Genomic DNA, 19,175 nt, shown 5'->3' with positions numbered 1-19,175 from the left:
TGATTGCAAACGCATCTATTTTTCATTACCTGTCCTGTCTGCCCTCGCAGGCCCAGCGGCAGGCCGCAAGAGAGATCCCATGTCCATTAAAATCAAGACACCGGAAGAGATTGAAAAGATGCGCGTTGCCGGCCAATTGGCCGCCGATGTGCTGGTCATGATTGCGCCCCATGTCAAAGCTGGCGTCACCACTGACGAACTGAACACCCTCTGCCACGACTATATTGTCGACGTACAACAGGCGGTTCCAGCTCCGCTCAACTACCACGGCTTCCCCAAATCCATCTGCACCTCGGTGAACGATGTGATCTGCCACGGTATCCCGAATCACAAGAAGCTGCGCGATGGCGACATCATCAACCTGGATATCACCGTCATCAAGGATGGCTACCACGGTGATACCTCGGCCATGTTCATCGTGGGCGAGACCACCCCGCTGCGCCGCCAGCTCTGCAAGGTTGCGCAAGAGAGCCTCTACGCAGCCATCAAGAAGGTACGTCCGGGAGCCTGCATTACCGAAATTGGCGCCGTCATTCAACCCATCGTCGAGAAGGCCGGTTTCTCCGTGGTGCGTGACTACTGCGGTCACGGCATCGGTGCCGAGTTCCACGAAGAGCCGCAGATCCTCCACTACCGCAACAGCGGCAAGCTGGAGCTGAAAGCAGGCATGTGCTTCACCATCGAGCCCATGGTCAACAGCAAGAAATATCACTGCAAGGTCAATCCGAAGGATGGCTGGACCGTGACCACCAAGGATGGCGGCGACTCCGCCCAGTGGGAGCACACCCTGCTGGTGACCGAGGATGGCTGCGAGGTGCTTACCCTGCGCCCCGATGACACTATCGACCGCTTCATCAAACACAGCTAACATCGAACCCCGGCCCTGAACTTCCAAAGCGCCGGGGTTTTTACTTCTGTTTCAGCCGTTTGCCTGCCACTTGCGTGTGAGATGCCATGGACGCCAGCCTGCTTTCCCCCCATTTGTTACCCGATGACCAGCTCACTCGCGACAACTGCAAAGAGTACCTGAGCCGCTTTCTCGGCTGGCTGCACGCCCGTTTTGATGCCGGCGACAACATCATCGAGCTGGTCGCCACCCGCTCCGAGTACATGGATCAGTTGCTCTGCCGGTTGTGGCAGAAGTTCGGCTTCGACAAGAGCGACCTAACCCTGATCGCGGTAGGCGGTTATGGCCGTGGCGAGCTGCACCCCCACTCCGACATCGACCTGCTGATCCTCTATGATGGCGATGAACTGGACGAGGTGTTGGGACTGCGCATCGGCGAGTTCATCACCTTGCTGTGGGATCTCAAGCTTGAGGTGGGTCAGGCGGTGCGCAACGTGGCGGAGTGCCTCGAGCAGGGGCGCGCTGATATCACGGTCGCAACCAACCTCATTGAGGCCCGCTACATCACCGGTCGCCTGGAGGGCTTCCGGCAACTGAAAGAGGCCACCGGCCCCCAGCACTTCTGGCCGAGCGAAGCCTTCTTTCGCGCCAAGCGCCAGGAGCAGGCGGAGCGGCACCAGCAGTTTCTCGGCACCGCCTACAAGCTGGAGCCAGATCTCAAGAGCAATCCGGGCGGCCTGCGGGATATTCAAACCCTCGCCTGGGTCGCCCGCCGCCACTTTGGCGCCACTACCTTGTTCGAGATGACCAGCCACGGCTTTCTCAACCGCGCCGAGTATCGCGAACTGCTCGACTGCCAGAATTTTCTTTGGAAGGTGCGTTTCGCCCTGCACATGGCCATCAACAAGGGAGATAACCGCCTGCTGTTCGATCGCCAGCGCACCGTAGCCCAAATGTTGGGGTTCGAGGGGGAAGGTAACACCCCGGTCGAGCAGATGATGAAACGCTTCTACCAGACGGTGCGGCGGGTCTCCGAACTCAACGAGATGCTACTGCAGCTGTTTGACGAGGCGATCCTCGGCAACACCGCCATGGATGTGCGCCGCCTCTCCGACGAGTTCCAGCTCCGTGGCCGCCTCATCGATGCAGTGGATGCGGAGCTGTTTAGCCGTGAACCGGCCGCTATCCTGCGCCTCTTCTATCAGATGGCCCAGCATCCCGAGATTGCGGGCATCCACTCGGCCACCTTGCGCCAACTGCGCGAGGCGCGCCGCAAACTCAACTGCTGGTTGCAGGACTTGCCTGACTGCCGTCGCCTCTTTATGGCGCTGCTGCGCCACCCCAACGGCATCGGCCTGCCGCTCACCCTGATGCACAAATACGGCATCCTCGCCGCCTATCTGCCGCAATGGAACCTCATCGTCGGCCAGATGCAGTTCGACATGTTCCACGCCTACACCGTAGATGAGCACACCCACCGGCTGCTCAAGAACATTCACCAGTTTCCCAATCCGGCCAGCCGCCAGAGTCACCCGCTCTGCCACGAGGTCTTCACCCGGCTGCGCAAACCGGAGTTGCTCAGCATCGCCGCCCTGTTCCACGACATCGCCAAGGGGCGGCGCGGCGATCACTCGGAACTTGGCGCCGTCGATGCGCTGGAGTTCTGCCAGCTGCACGGTCTGGATCGCTACGAGAGCCGACTGGTCGCCTGGTTGGTACGCCATCACCTGCTGATGTCGGTCACCGCCCAGCGCCGCGATATCTACGATCCCGACGTGGTCACCGACTTTGCCCAGAAGGTGCGCGACGAGCAGCATCTCGACCTGCTCTACTGCCTCACCGTGGCCGATATCTGCGCCACCAACGATACCCTGTGGAACGACTGGAAGGGCACCCTGCTGCGCGAGCTCTACTTCGCGACCCAGAAGGCGCTGCGTCAGGGGCTGGAGAACCCGCCCGACATGCGGCTGCGCATTCGCGAAAACCAGCGTCAGGCCAAGCAACTGCTTGCGCAACGGGATGTATCGGAAGAGGCAATCAATCAGCTCTGGGGCGACTTCAAGGCCGATTACTTCCTGCGTCACAGCCCGGAACAGATCGCCTGGCACTGCCGCCACATCATCGAGCATGGCGACAATCCGGCACCGCTGGTGATCATCGGCAAACATCCGACCCGCGGCGGCAGCGAGGTGTTTATCTACTGCCGCGATACCCCGAATCTGTTTGCCACCGTCGCCTCGGCGCTGGATCAGAAGAACCTCAACATCCACGACGCCCAGATCATGAACTCGCGCAGCAACTATGTGCTCGATACCTTCGTGGTGTTGGAGCCGAGCGGCGAGCCCATCAGCCCCAACCGCACCGCCACCATCAAGAAAGCGCTGGAGAAAGCGCTGCAAGAGCCGGGCAAGCTGGTGCTGCGCAACAAGCCGCTGTCACGGCGCCACCGCCAGTTCAGCGTGCCAACCAGGGTGGTCTTTTTGCCTCATAAAGGGGAAAGCCGCCACACCCTGATGGAGCTGACAGCCCTCGATACCCCCGGCCTGCTGGCGCGGATCGGTGCCGTATTCCAGCAGTGCGGGCTGTCGCTGCACGCCGCCAAAATCGCCACTTTCGGTGAGAGGGTCGAGGACTTTTTCAGCCTGACCAGCCTCGATGGCGAACCATTGACCGCCGAGCAGCAAAAACAGCTGGAAGAGCGACTGGTACACCAGCTCAATCCCCAGCAGTCGGTGCTGGATTAAGCGAGCCGCGATTCGAAAGAGGCTGATTGTCGGGCGTTTTTTGCCATGCCAAACAACTGGTTGGCACACACCGGATGAAGAAATGGCCGCTGGCCGGAAGAATTCCGGTCAACCCCTTAAAAACAGTCGGAAAAGTGTGATACAACAAACAAAATTTTTTAAAGGAAACCTGTCATGACCGAGTTGCAACAGATCATTGAAGCGGCCTTCGAGCGCCGCGACACCATTACTCCGGGCTCCGTGGATAGCGCCACCAAGTCCGCCATCCTGCAAGCCATCGACCTGCTGGACTCTGGCAAGGCACGGGTTGCCGAGAAGATCGCCGGTGAGTGGGTTGTCCATCAGTGGTTGAAGAAAGCGGTATTGCTCTACTTCCGCATCAACGACAACGGCATCATCAAGGGCGACGATGCCCAGTACTACGACAAGGTTCCCCTCAAGTTCTCCAACTACACCGCCGAGCAGTTCAAGGAAGCGGGTGTGCGCGTGGTGCCGCCGGCAACAGCCCGCAAAGGCTCCTTTATCGCCCCCAATACCGTGCTGATGCCCTCCTATGTCAACATCGGCGCCTTCGTTGACGAAGGTACCATGGTCGATACCTGGGCCACTGTCGGCTCTTGCGCCCAGATCGGTAAAAACGTGCATCTCTCCGGCGGCGTCGGCATCGGTGGCGTACTGGAGCCACTGCAGGCCAACCCGACCATCATCGAAGACAACTGCTTTATCGGTGCCCGATCCGAAGTGGTTGAAGGGGTCATCGTCGAGGAAGGTTCCGTCATCTCCATGGGCGTCTTTATCGGCCAGTCCACCCGCATCTATGACCGTGAAACCGGCGAGATCCACTACGGCCGCGTACCTGCTGGCTCCGTGGTCGTCTCCGGCTCCCTGCCCTCCAAGTGCGGCAAGTACAGCCTCTACGCGGCGGTGATCGTCAAGAAGGTCGATGCCAAAACCCGTGCCAAAGTCGGCATCAACGCCCTGCTGCGCTCCATCGACGAGTAATCAGCATTGCTGTGATGAAAGGGCGCCTGATGGCGCCCTTTTGATTTTGGCGCCCCTGTCACAGGCAAGCCATGAGGCATCGGTTAAGATGGATGGGACAGGATCGTTTCAAACCGAGGAAGCCTGATGTACGAGAATCTGAAGAGCCTGGGGATCCAGGATCCCGCCTCCGTCGACAGCTATACCCTGCGCCAAGAGGCCAACCACGACATCCTCAAGATCTACTTCAAGAAGCAGAAGGGCGAGTTCTTCGCCAAGAGTGTCAAATTCAAGTATCCCCGCCAGCGCAAAACCATGTTGGTCGACTCCGGTACCCATGAGTACAAGGATGTCACCGAGATCAACGCCAACCTCAAGTATGTGGTGGACGAGCTGGACAACCTGACCCAGGGCGTCCATCAGCAGGCCGACCCGGACATCAAGCAGAAGATCCTGCGCGACCTGCGCCATCTGGAAAAAGTGGTACAAAACAAGATCAGCGAAATCGAACGGGATCTGGAGAAACTCTAATCCCCCCGACGCGACAAAAGAGCGCCCTGGTGGCGCTCTTTTTATTGGCTGACTTTATATGGGTTTATCTGGTGATGACGTGCGATAGGGCGCCGCGAGGCACACCAGCAGTTGTGCCGACAGAGGGCATCCCGTTACATATCGCCCCTTGGGCAAAGAGACTCCTGCCGAGCTCGACCTGCTGTGACTCGCACGATCCATAACCAGAAATAGCAAGAGGGAGGCTTTCGCCTCCCTCTTCAAACACGCTGATATTCAGGCAACAGAATTAGTTGCTCTTCATCCAGATGTCCATGTCGGTTTTCAGGTTGTCAGACTTGGTACCGAAGATGGCTTGAACGCCGGAACCAGCCACTACCACACCGGCAGCACCCAGTTTCTTCAAACCAGCCTGGTCAACTTTGGAAACATCTTTCACGCCAACACGCAGACGGGTGATGCAGGCATCCAGAGAAGCGATGTTCTCTTTACCACCGAAGGCGGCAACCAGAGCAGCAGACATCTCGTCTTTGCCTTGGCCAACGGCCTCTTCAGCAGTCTCGTCTTCACGACCCGGGGTTTTCAGGTTCATGGCACGGATAACGAAGCTGAATACGACGTAGTAGATGGCCGCGTAAACCAGACCCAGACCTACCAGCAGCAGCATGTTGTCGGCACGCGGTGATTGCACCACGAAGTCGATGAAGCCGTTGGAGAAGGTGTGACCGTGTACGATACCCAGAGAATTGGTCAGCACATAAGCCAGACCAGCCAGTACAGCGTGGATTGCGTACAGAACCGGAGCGATGAACAGGAAGGAGAATTCAATCGGCTCGGTGATACCGGTCAGGAAAGAGGTCAGGGCTGCAGAGGCCATGATACCAACGATCTTGGCGCGGTTTTCCGGCTTGGCAGCGTGAGCGATGGCGAACGCAGCAGCAGGCAGACCGAACATTTTGAACAGATAGCCACCAGCCAGCTGACCGAAGCCGTTACCGGCAGCGCGGGACGCGTCATCAGCAGTCAGGAAGCAAGTCATGATACCGTGAACAGTTTCACCGGCACCGTTAACGCAAGTACCAGCCTGATAGAAGAACGGTACGTTCCAGATGTGGTGCAGACCGAACGGGATCAGAGAGCGCTCAACCACGCCGTAGATACCGAAGGCCAGTACCGGGTTCTGGTTGGCAGCCCAGTCAGAGAAGGCACCGATGGCGCCACCCACTGGCGGCCAAATCACGGACAGGATCACACCCAGACCGATGGAGAGGAAACCGGTGATGATGGGTACGGCACGTTTGCCCGCGAAGAAACCCAGGTACTCTGGCAGCTGGATCTTGTAGAAACGGTTGAAGGCCCAGGCAGCGATACCACCGGCCAGGATACCACCCAGCACGCCGGTTTCGATGGTTTCAACACCCATCACAGGTGCCATGACCTTCAGGGTTGCGACCATGATGCCGTAGCCAACGATAGCTGACAGACCGGATACACCGTCGTTATTGGTAAAGCCCAGAGCAACACCCACTGCAAACAGCAGGGCCATCTGGCCAAATACGGAACCACCGGCTTGCTCCATCAATTGGGAGACAATTTCCGGCATCCAGCTGAAGTGGGCAGCACCCACCCCCAGCAGAATACCTGCGACTGGCAAGACTGATACTGGCAGCATCAGCGCCTTACCAACCTTTTGCAGATTAGAGAAAGCATTTTTGAACATTGTGTGCGCTCCTGAATGGATTGTCGTCCCTGAACGATCTATCTGGATGAAATAAGGACTGATTCATTCAGATATCTTCGAGTCGGGCTTGTTTATTTTGACCATCAGAATATAACCCAGCGGGTCATAAATTGCTGCTTTCGAAGGCGGGGGAATATTGAATTTGGAGGGAAGATCACAACTTGTTTAGCGGCTAAAAAACGCATCTAATATAAGTTACTAATCCGCATTATCACTCTATTACAAAAACATATAAATAGCAGTTTCACTTTGTAATTTAATAATGCTATTCATATCGAATGGAAACTCATTGTAACTCAATGTAACGGCGTGATTTTTATTTATTACAGTCTACCGATTAAAAAGGCCTCCAACAAGGGAGGCCTCAACAAATATATCTGACCAGCAAACGGTCGTATTACTCTATTTTTGCGAGCGCTTGACCGCATCAATAAACACGCTTTTTGCTTTGGTTGAACCAGCCCGCTCGGCCTCGTTCACCAGCTTCATCGCCTTGTCGATATCCCCCGCCTTGACCGCTTTTTCGATCTGGCTCTGGTAGAAGGCTTCTGTTTCACTCAGCATGGCAGGTGCTGAAGTTGATGCTGGTAACACAATGGCACTTTTGCTATTGCCTACGGTAGGCTGAGGTGAGGGAGTGATGGACTGGTTTTGCACTGCACCTAATGACATTACCTGCCCTGAACTCAAGAGCTGGCCAGATGAACGCACCGACAGAGCTAAATTACCAGACATGCTATGTGAGAACACAGGATCAGCTTCCACCGGCTCGGCCAAGCCAGTCTCCTTTGCCCATTTTCTTGCCGCAGACATTACCTTAGTCTCACCCTGACGACTTTTGGGGTCCGCCTTGATAATCATAAACTCAGCCTGCTGGCCAGATGACGCTTGGTCTAAGGTAATATGGCTATCCAGGGAAATACGACGACCGATGCTGCCATAAACGAGCTGGAATTGCTCAGCATTGACTTCTTTTATAACCCTTAGCTTTTTGTCTAAAAAAAGCACACTTGGCAACATGATGCTATCAGTGAAATAAGACTTAAGCATGATATCTATTTGGCTACGCTGCTTGGGCAGCTGAAAGGCTTTGAAGTAAGATTTGCCATCATTGAAGTCAAATACAGGCGAAGAAGAATCCAAGACTACTTCCAGAGTGCTGTCATCATCTGGCAATGCATCAAGGGGCATCTGAGCAAAATCCGTGCAACATGCGGGAGACGCCATCAAGGTAGCGAATCCAGAATCCGGAATTGACTGTGAGCTATGACTGGCACACCCACCCAACAGCAGAACTCCAGCCACGATCACTGCCACTTTCGTGTTACGTCTCATAATAGCTATTCCTTTAAATCAAGAAGCGACGCATGAACATGCGCCGCTTCTTTTACTGTTAGCTGAGAATCAGCTTAGAACCATACTTCAGCTTCAACCCCGAAGAACACTTGTGAGGTAGACAGCTTGCCGTTGTCTTTGGTGGAGTCAATGCTGATCGCACCAGAGGCATTTTCATCGCTGGATTTCACCCAGGTCACGAAGGGTTTGATCTGTGGACGTCCCCAGTAGTCTGCATCAACAGTGAATGCCGTAGCTACTTCCAAAGCATAGAACTGGGTATTTACATCCGTGCGACCCCACTGTGCTTTACCATTCTGATCTTCAACTTTCTCGTTCGCATAGGAACCGGTAAGGATCAAACGCAGATTGTCATTGACCTTATAGGATGGCTGCAGGGCAAAGATGGTGCGGGCAACGTCGAGATCGCCACCCCAGTTCACATGTTGCGGGGCCCAGTAAGTCAGCTCACTACCAAGCTGCAAGCGAGGAGCCACTTCGGCAACACCATAAGAGGTGAAGAACAGCGCGCTGGAGTCTTTACCAACGGTGCCACCGTTCCAGGAGCCGAAGTTAACCCCACGATTGGAGGCCATACCTTCACCATAAGCGATAGCCGTTTTGGACCAACCTTTAAAACCATAATAATCGCGGTTATAGGCAATAGAGGCACCAACACCGGTGTCTGCATTTTTAGTATATTTTCCGGTAACCGAATCTTTGTTTGATGCGGCATCAGCATCGGTATTGGACTGCTTCATCCCCTTCAAATCGAAGTCGAAAGTGCCACCAAGAGCTTGCAAACCATAATAAAAAACATTCAGTGACGTAGCGGTGCGGTTTTCACCGGTTTTGCCGAAGTCATGGCTATTACGCACTTGGCCTGCATCATCAGCTGATACCACGGCCATACCAAAACCACCATTCTGGAAACCAGCACCGACACCCGAAGATTGCTTCCAGAACTCTTTGGTCAAGATCCCTTGTTCACGGTTCAAATAACGTTGCCCGGCCCAAATCTTGGTATCCTTATCGAGGAAATCAAAACCAGCCAGCTCCACATAGGCTTCTTTCATTTCAAATTGGGCATCATCACGCTTTGTCTGCAGTGAGCCTTCAGAGGAAACAAAATAGCCTGTGTCACCTGCATTCTGGTTACCATATTCGGCACGAGTGACAAACTCACCCTTTACACCATTTTTTCCTTCAAATTTCTTTTTTACAGACAACTCGACCTGGTTGGCATTTTCATCCATAGAGGTCACAGTACGGTAGTCCTGTTTCCCCAAGGTGTTCATTTTGCTGGCGCCATCGCCATTCCATTGACCACCCAGACGACCATAACCATGTACTTCCCAACCATTATCTGCGTCAGCAGCAACAACAACACCGGAAGAGAGCGCCATACTTACTGCGGCAGCTATCGGAAGCCATTTTGCATTCATTGTCATTTTCCTTTTCCCGCTGAGGATGAGTGATGTCCTAATAATCAAGGCTTAGCCAGTAGATATATCCAAGTGACAAGCAGATGCGATTATATGGAGCATGCCAGCTGGGTGATATGACAACACTCACAAAATGAACACCCATTGCCAAACCACAACAAAAAGCACAAAAAAAACCCTCAAAAACAACAAATAAGCAGAAATAAAACCCAAGGCATCAGATTTAAAGCAATAAAAAACCACTTGAAAGCGATACCAACAAAAATATAAGCCATCAAGAAATGTCTCATTAGCTCCACAATTCTTTAAAAACATGATTGAAATCGCTTTCAGCGATTGAACTATTTAGAAAGAACTATGTACATATTTCCATACGAAAGAGGACTCAAAAGAGAAAAATAAAACAACAACAGAGATAATTTATGGGAACATATGAGAAATGACAGTTCACAAATAACAATCCCCTGCCGGTTAAGGGTCAGGGGATTGATATGGCTCTATTTCAGAGAATATTCAGGGCTGAATATCCCACTTTTTCAGCCAGCTGAGTGCCACCTGTTCGGGTTCATCGTGCACGGTAGCATCCAGCTCTAGCGAGGGAATCACTCGCGTGGCGCCCAGCTCTTGCAGCAATCCGTCCAGCCGACGGCCCGCACCACAAAAATGGTCATAGCTGCTGTCCCCCATGGCAATCAAGGCATACCGCAGCCCCTTGAGCCAGGGCGCCTTGTCAGCCAGCTCGCTGGCAAAGGGCTGCAGATTGGGAGGAATGTCCCCCTGCCCTGTGGTAGCACTGACCAGCAATAAAAAACGGCCGGGGTCAATGTCCGCCAGCCGTGCTTCTTCGTGCAGGGTGCAGTGATGCCCCTGGCGTTCCAGCTCATCTGCCAAGGTCTCGGCCACTAGCATGGCTGCGCCATAGACAGTTCCTACCACGATATCGATCTGCGCCATTCTCCTCTCCCTGCTTGAGTCACTCTTTTGAGCAACTCTATCAGCAAGCTGGCGTCAGATGCCACCGGTTCAGGGCTGAGGATCAGGCGCTTAGTAGTCGCTCTCGCTGGCGGGCCAGCCCAGCTCGGCAAACAGGCGCAGCACATCCTGACCGAGTGGCGCCTGGATCCGCATCGGCACCTTGAGCACCGGATGGGTAAAGCTCAGGGTGCGGGCCACCAGCAGCAGCCGTTCGCATCCAAAGTGCTCGCGAAAGAAACGGTTGTGACGACCATCCCCGTGTGTGGTATCCCCGACAATGGGGTGGAACAGGTGATCCATATGGCGGCGCAGCTGATGCTTGCGGCCGGTCTTCGGGAACAATCTGACCAGACTGTAGCGACTGGTGGGGTGCTTCTTGGAGACCGCGTGGGGCAGCTCGACCTGATGCAGGCGACGGAAGGTGGTGACGGCATCCTGCGCCGGGCGATCCGGGTTGCTCATGGCATCGGCAATCTTGTCCAGCTGCTCCTTGAGGGGATAGTCGATCACCCCCTGCTCGGGCGCCCAGCCACGCACCAATGCCAGATACTCCTTGTGCACCTGACGTTGGGTAAAGGCTTCGGTCAGTGCGCGGGCAATCACCGGATCGAGCGCAAACAGCAGCACGCCGGAGGTGGGTCGGTCGAGGCGATGCACCGGATAGACATGGCGACCACCGATGAGATCCCGGGTCATCTGCATGGCAAAACGGGTCTCGCCCTTGTCGAGCCAACTGCGGTGCACCAGCAGACCGGACGGCTTGTTGACCGCCACCAGCCACTCATCCTGATAGAGCAGGGTCAGCTTCAGGTCACTCTCTTCTCGAGTTTGCGCAGGCATCATTGTTCGATCACTTTGCCGGAAAGCAGCAGATCGAAGCGGGCGATCAGGCGCAGCAGCGCTTCTGCCTCGGCCAGATCTTCTTTATAGACTTCGCTGGCCATGGGATAAAGGGAGACGCTGGTCGGCAGCGGAGCCTGCAACATCACCAACTGCTCCATGCGCGGGATCAGCACGAACTGCAGCCACTGATCAAAGCTCAGGGTATCGACACAAAAAGGCAGGGTGCTTGCCAGGGCTTCGTCACCGGGATGGTCAGCTTGCCAGCGCTCGAGGCGCTGCAACTCGGCGGTGAGTTCCCCCAACAGGCCAGCTACCAGCAAATATTGATTCATCTCGCTCTCTTCCTCATAACCACAAATTGATCCGCCGACCCGACAGGGTCAGCCAGGATGCCGATACATTCAGTCGCACAGCACCAGCGATTCAGCCGGCTCGTCGACATACACGGCAGCCAGCGCGGCCTGCCGCCGTTAAAAAAGGGCGATACTATACACCTCCCCCCGCATGGCTGCCATGTTGATATCTGCCGCAACACGCGTCTGCTGCCACTGGCTATCCTCGGCAAGGGCCTTATAATCGGCCCGCATCACCATTAGCCGGATCTCACCATGTCTGCGACGCCTACTGCCATCAATACCTTGACCGAATTTCTGACTCAGGCTGGCACCCAGTTCCAGCTGTTTGACATGGGCCGCCAGGTGCGGCCACTGGCAAGCGATACCTTTGTGCGCATCGAACAGCAGCAAGAGCCCTATCCCTGGCCGCTGCAACAGCACGCTTGGCTGGGTGTGCACTTCTTCCAGCCGAGCGAGTCTCGCCACTACCTCTGGTTCCTCAAGTTTGCCCTCGATGAGCGCGGCCTGCTGATGTCAAATGGCCCCAAGCTGTTCATGGATCAGGTGGTGGAGACCCTGGGCTACAAGCTCACCGGCGATCTGGATGAAGAGAAAGCCCAGCGCTTGGCCGACAATCCCTACACCTTCCGCCCGGCGGAGGCCAAGATGGCCAGTCTGCATGCCAAGCTGGCGCGCCAGCTGGAGCAGGCCCCTTCTGCCTATTACGATGCCCTCTGCCACTATCTGGCCGCCCCCAACGACACCGGTTGGCAGACGCTGGGGCTGCAGGGCTTTGCCGACCTTGCCGAGCGGCTGCATGATGAGCGCAATCTGGCGCTGATCTGCAAGGCGCTGCCCAAACTGCCGCAAGAGCCGCTCTATGCTCTCTGCCAGAGCCTTGAAAACGCCCCGCTGCCGCCGGCAGTACAAGGCGCCCTGCTCGAGCGGATCGGCAAGGAGCAGGAGTGCGCCGCCCCCAACCCGGAGACCCTGGCCTACCTCTGCCGCGCCATGGCCTCCTGCCCCGGCAGCACTTTGCGCACCAACAAGCTGCTGACCCTGCTGCAAACCCAGCCAAGCCCGGCGCTGCTGCTCGCCATTGCGGGCCGGCTCTGGCCCGACCTGAAAGATGCCAATCTGCTCAGCCACTATCTGGAACAACTGGCACTGCAACCGACCCAGTTCTTCAATCAGGTTTTTGCCGAGTTGGTCACTTTACCGGCCCTGCGCAATGATATGCTGGCCAGACTGCGTGACCCCAACCGCAGCGATGCGCTGGGCAAGGCCATCGGCCGTCTGTTTGCCTCGGCCTGATCCCTCGCCTCCCCCTCACGCCACGAGGCAACACGGCGGGAAATAGAAAAGGAGATCGGGAGTGCCGAGCAGGACTCCCGGTTATCGACATCACGATAAGGAAGCCCGCCTATGGGAGAGATGCTCGGAATTTTGTTGCTGATTGCGATTGCCGGCCTGTTCTGGCTGCAACGCCAACAGGCAGAAGTGGCCTGGCAATATATGCGCCGCTACTGCCAGCACCATGACCTGCAACTGCTGTCACTGGCTCGCCATCGGCGGGAGCTGGCACATAATCCCCTGCGGCTGCTGACTCACTATCAGTTTGAATTTTCCAGCGATGGCGAGAGCCACTATCAGGGCACCCTCAAGATGCAGGGGCTGCACGTCGTGGGTGTCGATCTGCCACCCCATCGCATCCCCTCTGCCTGATCCCCAATCTCGTCTCTGCGCCCGATGGCTGTGCCTGTCTATAATCTCAGGGATTAAACAAAGGGAGAGACGAGATGGAACCCCTTGTCCACGATCTGCCAGCCCTGTTTGCCCAGCTTGGGATGGCCAACGACGAGCTGAGCCTGCACCGCTTTGTGCACGACCATCACCTCGACAATGAAACCCTGTTGCCGGAGGCCGGTTTCTGGAACGCCGCCCAGGCCAGCTTTCTGCGCGATGCCCTGTGGAACGACTCCGACTGGTGCGAGGCGATCGACCAGCTCGATGTGATGCTGCGCCAGCCCCGCTAAGCCGCCCGCCCCTTTCCTCCCCTGCCGGCTTTGGTTAAGATCCCGCCCCGATATCGATCCCTCCTTCTCACCCAGAGCATGCTTATGTCCGCCCACGAGATCATCCGAATTGCCAACGAGCTGGCCTCCAAGGGCCTGACGCCCACCACCGCCATGATCAAGGCCCGCCTCACCCAGCCCGTGCCGATGGCCGAGCTGCTGAAAGTGCTGAGCCAGTGGAAGCAGCAGCCCGTCGCGACCGCCGAGAGCGAGATCCTGCCAGAGGCCGTGCCCCAACCTGCACCGGAGCTCACCCTGCAGCAACTCGCCGAACAGCTCGCGCGCATCGAACAGAAGGTGGATCGCCTGACCGACCTGCTCCTCCAGCAGGGGCAAGGCTGAACCATGTATATCGTCGAACTCTGCTTTGAGTGTTACCGCGATACCTCCCTTGGCGACGCCGAGCGGGCCATCGTCAACTACCTCGACATGCTGCGTTATCAGGGCCAGATCCTCGGACGGGAGTTCCCCACCAGCATGCACGACGGTTATTTCGTCAGTCGGGTGGTCTGTCCGGAGCAGGATAGCCTGCACCCCGACAACCAGAGCGAGCAGGTCAAACTGGCCGAGCAGCAGCTCAACCAGGCGGGGCTGCTGGCGCCCAAACTCCAGCTGCAGGGGGCGGATCTGCTCTCCGACAGCACAGATCCTTGCGGCCAGCAGGGCGAGCGGCCGAGCTGGATGCTGCTCTACACCAGCTTCCTGCACACCTGCTCGCCGCTGCGCTGTGGCGACCACTTCGCCCCCATTCCGCTCTACCAACTGCCCGCGGTCGCCAACGGCGATCAGAAGCAGATCATCAAGTGGCAGGAGGATTGGGAGGCGTGCGATCAGTTGCAGATGAACGGCTCCATCGCCGAACATGCGGCGCTGCACGAAATCGGCGAAGTGGGCAGCCGCCTCTACCGGCGCGGCAGCGATCTGGCCAAACGGCTGGAAGTGCTGAGCGGCATCCCCACCTACTACTACCTCTACCGGGTGGGCGGGCTGAGCGCGGCCGAGGAGAGGGTGCGACCCTGCCCCAGCTGTGGCGGTGAGTGGGCGCTGGCAGAGCCGCTGCACGAGATCTTCGACTTCAAGTGCGACAGCTGTCGCTTGGTCTCCAACCTCTCCTGGGATTTCAAGGATTAATCGCGTTCCCTGTACGCGATGCAATAAAAAAGAGCCTTGCCGCATGGCAAGGCTCTTTTCGTTCCGATGGGTAACCATGGCTCGAACAGGTGCTATTGCGGCAACGTCTCCAGCCGTTCCAGAAACGCCGGCAAAGAGGGCGCCAGCGTCAGACGGCGGCCTGAATCGAGCCACTCCAGCCACACCTGACCACTCTCGTTATCCAGCGAGATGAGCGTCATCTCGTTGCGGGTGGTGGCAATAAAGATGGAGGGGGTTCGTTTTAGCTTGCGCAGCATCAGCAAGTGGCCGATGAGGTTCTCCTTGAGCAGGTCAAGATCCGCGTCGTTCCACGGCAGGAGCAATTCAAGGCGCAGCCCCTTGAAAAGGCAGGGGATGGGGCGGCTGAACCAGTGCCCGAACAGGGCAATGGCGCTGGGATGAATCGTCAGCTCGAGGGCATCGGCCATGGCTGTAAAGTCGGCGGGTTCGGGACGATGGTGAAGACGCCAGGCCACCCGACCATCGGCGGGCTCACCAAGCTGGCAGGGGGAACGCCAGTCCGCCTCCCACTCGCACAGGGGCAGGCCTCGTCTGGCCTCGCCATCCCGTTGCCAGCGGGCAAAAAAGTGCTCCAGGGCAGACAAAACTTGATCCGACATCGAAAATCCCCACAATTGCTGGCAAAGTCCGCTATTGCACCACCAAACCCGGTAACAGACAAGGTTGCCAGCCGACCTTGCGACCCGAGAAACAGAACCCGGGATACAGAGAGGCCGACGCCCAAGCCAAACGGCTGCAACCATCCGGCCCTGCAATGGCCCGTTTCATTCCACTCATCATGAGCAGATTACGTGAGCAACCCTGTGAGCAAACAAGATAGATACGCCGGGGCCAGCGCCCTGACCGGCCTGAGCCTGGGCCAGCAATCCGATTACATCAGCCAGTACACCCCCTCCCTGCTGCAACCGGTTCCACGTAGCCTGAACCGGGATGACCTCCAGCTGGGCGATGACCTGCCCTTTAGCGGTTGCGATGTCTGGACCCTCTATGAGCTCTCCTGGCTCAACGCCAAGGGCAAGCCGATGGTAGCGGTGGGGGAAGTGACCATTCCTGCCACCAGTGCGAACCTGATCGAATCCAAATCCTTCAAGCTCTACCTCAACTCCTTCAACCAGACCCGTTGCGACTCTATCGAGGCAGTCGCCGCCATGCTGACCAAGGATCTGAGTGCCTGTGCGGGCGAGACCGTCAAGGTGACCCTGTTCCCCCTAGACAAGGCGCCGCACCAGATTGCCCTGCTGCCCGGCGAGTGTATTGATGAGCAGGATATCGAGGTAGACAATTACGAGTTTGATGCGTCCCTACTGCAAGGGGCAGCCGGTAGCGAGTTGGTCGAGGAGACCCTGCACAGCCACCTGCTCAAATCCAACTGTCTGGTCACCAGCCAGCCCGACTGGGGCTCTGTGGTGATCCGCTACAAGGGGCCGAAACTCGATCGGGAGAAGCTGCTGCGCTACCTCATCTCGTTCCGCCAACACAACGAGTTCCACGAGCAGTGCATCGAGCGCATCTTCATCGACCTCAAGCACTATTGCCAGCCTGAGCAGTTGACCGTCTATGCCCGCTATACCCGCCGCGGCGGCCTCGACATCAACCCGTTCCGCTCCGATTTCGAAGCCGTGCCCGCCAACTTGCGTCTGATCCGCCAATAAAGTCGAGTTGCGACAGAGAGGGCAGTCGCACCGCCCTCCATGACTGGCAAAAGGTTTCGATCGATGCTTTACGCAGCTGTGATAAGGGTGCTGGATAATAAAATCCAGACGAAACCCACTTGCCGGCCACCAGCAAACCACAGTAAACGCTGGACTCGCAGGGGGGGGCTTGGATAACATGCCAACACCTCTGCGCCGTCCTTAATCCAATGAATCAACTGTTTTTTCTGGCCATGATGATGTCCTCCCTGTCAGCTCCGAATCTGGATCTGGACAAGGAGCAACTCTCTATCGATCTGCAACAAGCGCAATCGATGGTACTGACCGATCCTGCCAGATGCGTCCAGATCACCACCGCCTTCCTGACGCGCGCAGCCAATAATCCCCAGCAAATCATCAGTAATCGCCAGGAGTTCGGTTATCGCGAACCCATCCTGAGCTACAGCACGGCGGCCCAGACCATCGGCGCCCATCTGCTCAAAGGGGAGTGTCTGCTGCAACTGGGTCAATATCAAGCCACCCAGCAAGCGCTCGACAAGGCGATGGCGCTGGCAGACAAAGAGCGGCAACCGGAACTCAAGGCCCACGGCCTCTATCTCAAGATCCGCAGTCAGGCCCTCAAACCGGATAACCAGAGCACCAGCCGCGCCCTGATGGATCAACTGGACGAACAGTTGGCCGTCCCCACGCTCAAGCAGAGCCAGCTCCAGATTTATGGCCGCCTGCAACGCACCAGCTACGACATCGAGAACCAGCACTTCGATGATGCCAAGGCCCACTTGGCAGATGCGCGGATCTGGGCCGCCAAGACCCCCAATCCCCTCGCCAGTGCCTGGGTCAGCGCCATCAGCGGCGACCTCTATCGCGCGCTGCAGCAGCCACAGCTGGCGCTGGGGGAATATATCGATGCCCAGCAACAGGCCAAAAGCCTCAACGACCCACTCTTTCTCGGCCTACTGTCGAACCAGATAGTCAAACTCTACCAGCAGGAGCAGGAGCCCCAGAAAGCGCTGCAGTATGCCAATGAGGCGGCCAACTACTTCCACTCCATCGGCAACCCCTCCCTGCTGTGTGACTCCCTGATGGTGCTGGCGCGACTCAACCGCGAGCAGGGCGACCTCAATATGGCGCTGGTCTACTTCTTCAATGCGCTGGATCTGCTCGATGAGGGGAGCAACCGACCACAAGCCTCCCTGCTCAAATACGAAATCGGCAAAACCTACCTGCAAAGCGGCAACCTCTCGCTGGCCAGCAACTACCTCAATGCGGCCCGTCAGTCCCACGAGCTGAGCGATGCCAAAGAGCCGCTGATCGATACCCTGCTACTGCTCGGCGAGCTCTATCTGAAGAAACAGGAGGCCGCCATCGCCATTCTGCAGTTGGAGAACGCCCGCGCGCTGGCCAATCAGCTCGGCGATACCCGCCGTCAGTACGAGGTATTCCGCCTGTTGTCGCTTGCCTACGAGCAGAAGGGGTATCTGCGTCAGGCACTCGACAGCTACAAGCGCTTCCACCGTCTTGGCGAGGAGGTGCGCCAGCAGGAGCAGGCCATGGAGCAGGCGGCGATCCGCGACAACTATGTCCAGGTCGAGCGGGTGCAACATATCAAGGAGCTGGAGCAGCGGCTTAACAACAGCCAGCATCAGCAGGAGCGCTATCTCTGGTCGAGTATCACCACCAGCCTGCTGCTGGCGCTCTTTATCTACCTCTTCTTCACCCTCTGGCTCAAGCTGCGTACTGCCCGCCTGCAACTGAAACGGACCAATGAGGCCCTGCTGATCGAGCCACGCTCGGGTCTGGCCAACTGGCAGCGGCTAATGAACCGCTGGCCGCGGGAGATGGCAAAGCGCCAGCTGAAATCGGATCGCTGGTACCTCAGCGAGCAGCCCTCCAGCGAGTTCGATGACAAGCTGCACTATCTGCTGTTCCGGGTCCCCTTCCTGGTCAATACGCTGGAGCGCCACGGCTATCAGGCCAGCAGAGAAATCGAGCAGGCCTTCGGTGCCTATATGGACACCCTAACCCCGCAAGATGGCCGTATCTATGACTTGCGTGAAGGACACATGCTCTATGTGGTGCCACAGCGTCACGTCACCAACCTGCATCAACTGGCGGGAGACCTGCTGACCGCCATCGCCGCCTTCCCTTGCAACTATCCGCTGGATCGCCAGATCAGCCTCGGGATTGTCAGTCACCCCTTCCTGCCGAAAGCGGCGACCGCGCTCGATCACAATGGCCTGTTTGACCTCTGTTATCTCGCCCTGTCGGGAGCCATTCAGCTCAGTGAAAAATGCCAGCAAAACGCCTGGTTGGAGCTCGCGGCGATCGATTGCCAACAAGCGGCATTTTTTAATGGAGATGTGTGGCAATGCGGCCTGATGGCAATTGACAAGGGACTGGTAAAAGTCAATTCTTCTCATGAAAAGCAATGGGTTAATTGGCCCAGCCTTGCAAGGAAGCCGGCAGCCGATAACCACCAGGAAATAATGTAGATAACAGGCGAGGATCGAAACCAGGTT

18 protein-coding genes are annotated in these 19,175 nt (G+C 57.0%); 11 read left to right on the top strand and 7 right to left on the bottom strand.

Annotation, left to right across the window (positions count from 1 at the left end; translation table 11 throughout):
* Positions 1 to 79 precede the first annotated feature (79 nt).
* The 4 genes from map (at position 80) to ACB040_RS11995 (ending at position 5,103) form a co-directional block, all read left to right on the top strand.
* The gene (map, locus tag ACB040_RS12010; RefSeq protein WP_005338579.1) at positions 80 to 868 is read left to right on the top strand and encodes a type I methionyl aminopeptidase; all 789 of its coding nucleotides are present in this window, start codon (positions 80 to 82) and stop codon (positions 866 to 868) included.
* Positions 869 to 954: 86 nt separating this feature from the next.
* On the top strand, positions 955 to 3,591 hold the full coding sequence (glnD, locus tag ACB040_RS12005; protein WP_338774055.1) for a bifunctional uridylyltransferase/uridylyl-removing protein GlnD: 2,637 nt from the start codon (positions 955 to 957) through the stop codon (positions 3,589 to 3,591).
* Between the two features lie 174 nt (positions 3,592 to 3,765).
* Complete coding sequence (dapD, locus tag ACB040_RS12000) at positions 3,766 to 4,593, top strand: 2,3,4,5-tetrahydropyridine-2,6-dicarboxylate N-succinyltransferase (protein WP_005338581.1); 828 nt, start codon at positions 3,766 to 3,768, stop codon at positions 4,591 to 4,593.
* Positions 4,594 to 4,719: 126 nt separating this feature from the next.
* Positions 4,720 to 5,103: a DUF3461 family protein gene (locus ACB040_RS11995; protein WP_005338583.1), complete on the top strand. Its 384-nt coding sequence runs from the start codon at positions 4,720 to 4,722 to the stop codon at positions 5,101 to 5,103.
* 268 nt (positions 5,104 to 5,371) lie between these two features.
* Here the strand turns inward: ACB040_RS11995 and ptsG are convergent, their stop codons facing one another.
* The 6 genes from ptsG to ACB040_RS11965 all read right to left on the bottom strand — a co-directional run bounded on the left by ptsG (position 5,372) and on the right by ACB040_RS11965 (position 11,753).
* Entirely contained in the window at positions 5,372 to 6,802 is a 1,431-nt protein-coding gene (gene ptsG, locus ACB040_RS11990; RefSeq protein WP_338774053.1) for a PTS glucose transporter subunit IIBC, read from the bottom strand.
* Positions 6,803 to 7,225: 423 nt separating this feature from the next.
* Positions 7,226 to 8,158, bottom strand: a complete 933-nt coding sequence (locus tag ACB040_RS11985; RefSeq protein ID WP_302246394.1) for a MalM family protein — start codon at positions 8,156 to 8,158, stop codon at positions 7,226 to 7,228.
* 74 nt (positions 8,159 to 8,232) lie between these two features.
* Positions 8,233 to 9,603, bottom strand: a complete 1,371-nt coding sequence (locus ACB040_RS11980) for a carbohydrate porin (RefSeq protein ID WP_338774048.1) — start codon at positions 9,601 to 9,603, stop codon at positions 8,233 to 8,235.
* Between the two features lie 513 nt (positions 9,604 to 10,116).
* Positions 10,117 to 10,557: a flavodoxin gene (locus ACB040_RS11975; RefSeq protein WP_167557788.1), complete on the bottom strand. Its 441-nt coding sequence runs from the start codon at positions 10,555 to 10,557 to the stop codon at positions 10,117 to 10,119.
* A 90-nt stretch (positions 10,558 to 10,647) separates the two neighbouring features.
* Positions 10,648 to 11,421: a tRNA pseudouridine(65) synthase TruC gene (gene truC, locus ACB040_RS11970; RefSeq protein WP_019445213.1), complete on the bottom strand. Its 774-nt coding sequence runs from the start codon at positions 11,419 to 11,421 to the stop codon at positions 10,648 to 10,650.
* Positions 11,418 to 11,753: a YqcC family protein gene (locus ACB040_RS11965; protein ID WP_005338596.1), complete on the bottom strand. Its 336-nt coding sequence runs from the start codon at positions 11,751 to 11,753 to the stop codon at positions 11,418 to 11,420. Before ACB040_RS11965 ends, truC begins: the two co-directional genes overlap by 4 nt.
* Before the next feature lie 276 nt (positions 11,754 to 12,029).
* On the opposite strand from ACB040_RS11965, the gene ACB040_RS11960 reads away from it, so the two are divergent.
* From ACB040_RS11960 to ACB040_RS11940, 5 genes are all read left to right on the top strand, one after another.
* On the top strand, positions 12,030 to 13,070 hold the full coding sequence (locus tag ACB040_RS11960) for a DUF3549 family protein (RefSeq protein WP_113738991.1): 1,041 nt from the start codon (positions 12,030 to 12,032) through the stop codon (positions 13,068 to 13,070).
* Positions 13,071 to 13,181: 111 nt separating this feature from the next.
* Positions 13,182 to 13,481, top strand: a complete 300-nt coding sequence (locus ACB040_RS11955; protein ID WP_005349738.1) for a DUF3301 domain-containing protein — start codon at positions 13,182 to 13,184, stop codon at positions 13,479 to 13,481.
* 74 nt (positions 13,482 to 13,555) lie between these two features.
* Entirely contained in the window at positions 13,556 to 13,792 is a 237-nt protein-coding gene (locus ACB040_RS11950; RefSeq protein ID WP_005338602.1) for a DUF2789 family protein, read from the top strand.
* 84 nt (positions 13,793 to 13,876) lie between these two features.
* Positions 13,877 to 14,173 carry a DNA-binding protein gene (locus ACB040_RS11945; protein WP_204481184.1) on the top strand — a complete coding sequence of 99 codons (297 nt, stop codon included), beginning with the start codon at positions 13,877 to 13,879 and terminating at the stop codon, positions 14,171 to 14,173.
* 3 nt (positions 14,174 to 14,176) lie between these two features.
* On the top strand, positions 14,177 to 14,962 hold the full coding sequence (locus ACB040_RS11940) for a Zn-ribbon-containing protein (protein WP_219295998.1): 786 nt from the start codon (positions 14,177 to 14,179) through the stop codon (positions 14,960 to 14,962).
* Between the two features lie 92 nt (positions 14,963 to 15,054).
* Here ACB040_RS11940 and syd read toward each other — a convergent pair whose 3' ends face one another.
* Entirely contained in the window at positions 15,055 to 15,603 is a 549-nt protein-coding gene (syd, locus tag ACB040_RS11935) for a SecY-interacting protein (RefSeq protein WP_219295997.1), read from the bottom strand.
* A gap of 204 nt (positions 15,604 to 15,807) precedes the next feature.
* Here syd and queF point away from each other — a divergent pair, with 204 nt between their 5' ends.
* Positions 15,808 to 16,656 (top strand): NADPH-dependent 7-cyano-7-deazaguanine reductase QueF, encoded by an 849-nt coding sequence (gene queF / locus ACB040_RS11930; RefSeq protein WP_139437260.1) that lies wholly within the window; start codon positions 15,808 to 15,810, stop codon positions 16,654 to 16,656.
* A 209-nt stretch (positions 16,657 to 16,865) separates the two neighbouring features.
* Positions 16,866 to 19,148 carry a hypothetical protein gene (locus tag ACB040_RS11925; RefSeq protein WP_005338609.1) on the top strand — a complete coding sequence of 761 codons (2,283 nt, stop codon included), beginning with the start codon at positions 16,866 to 16,868 and terminating at the stop codon, positions 19,146 to 19,148.
* The last annotated feature ends 27 nt before the right edge of the window (positions 19,149 to 19,175 follow it).

This window comes from Aeromonas sp. S11(2024) (genome assembly GCF_041402345.1).
In the GTDB taxonomy this organism is placed as follows: domain Bacteria; phylum Pseudomonadota; class Gammaproteobacteria; order Enterobacterales; family Aeromonadaceae; genus Aeromonas; species Aeromonas veronii.
This window is presented reverse-complemented; position numbering and strand designations above follow the sequence as displayed.